Source organism: Neisseria sp. Marseille-Q2251 (genome assembly GCF_940793045.1).
Classification (GTDB): domain Bacteria; phylum Pseudomonadota; class Gammaproteobacteria; order Burkholderiales; family Neisseriaceae; genus Neisseria.
The window spans coordinates 1-1,036 of the sequence record NZ_CALNWV010000090.1 but is presented as its reverse complement, the minus strand read 5'-3'; the positions used below and the strand labels follow the sequence as shown (position 1 = coordinate 1,036).

2 protein-coding genes are annotated in these 1,036 nt (G+C 51.5%); both read left to right on the top strand.

Translation table 11 applies throughout. The annotated features are described in order from the left end of the window. Positions 1-85: IS3 family transposase (locus AAG834_RS13895; RefSeq protein ID WP_159069413.1), on the top strand; the 85-nt coding region annotated here is incomplete at its 5' end. A 107-nt stretch (positions 86-192) separates the two neighbouring features. Then, positions 193-729, top strand: a complete 537-nt coding sequence (locus tag AAG834_RS13720; RefSeq protein WP_342032452.1) for a gamma carbonic anhydrase family protein — start codon at positions 193-195, stop codon at positions 727-729. Positions 730-1,036 lie beyond the last annotated feature (307 nt).

Sequence of the window (1,036 nt, the reverse complement as noted above, 5' to 3'; positions counted from 1 at the left end):
TTACTACAACCGGGAGCGTTGCAGTTTGAAATTGAAAAAGCTGAGTCCTGTCGCATACAGAACCCAGCTTGCACAGAGCGCCTGAATAGGCTTTTATGAGTGTCCAAGATTTGGGGGCCAGTTCAAAAACTTGAAATCCGTTTCAGACGACCTCCTCTTAAAACAAACCCTGCTTACAAAGGAAATGAGCACATGAACCCCATCCGCCCCTTCTTAGACCATACCCCGCAAGCCCACGAGTCCTGCCTTATCGATGAAACTTCGGTCATCATCGGCGAAGTATCGCTTGCCGAAGACGTATCCGTTTGGCCGTATGCCGTTTTGCGCGGCGATGTGAACAGCATCAGCATCGGCGCGCGCAGTAATGTGCAGGACGGCAGCGTCTTACACGTTTCACACAAAAACGCGGAAAAGCCTGAAGGTTCGCCCCTGATTATCGGCGAAGACGTTACCGTCGGACACAAAGTTATGCTGCATGGCTGCCGTATCGGCGACCGCGTGTTAATCGGCATGGGTACGACCATTTTGGACGATACCGTCGTCGAAAGCGACGTAATGATAGGCGCAGGCAGCCTCGTGCCGCCACGCAAACGATTGGAAAGCGGCTATCTTTATGTCGGCTCGCCCGTCAAACAAGTCCGCCCGTTGACTGACAAGGAAAAAGAGTTTTTGAAATATTCGTCCGCGCATTATGTACGGCTGGCAGGACAGCACAAGCAGTCAAAATAAGCCCTTTGCGCGCCCTATCGCTATAATGGATGGGGCTTTGCTGCCTGCTCCCGATTTTCAGACGACCCATCCCGATACCAATCGAGACCTTTGCAAAAAAGCCCTTCCTTCGACAGCTGAAACCCAAACACAGGTTTTCAGCTGTTTTTGCCCCAAATCACTCCTAATTTTACCCAAATACCCCCTTAATCCTCCCCGGATACCTGATAATCAGGCATCCGGGCCGCCTTTTAGGCGGCAACAGACACACTTAGCCTGTTAGCCGCTTTCAACAGGTTCAAACACATCGCCTTCAGATGGCTTTGCG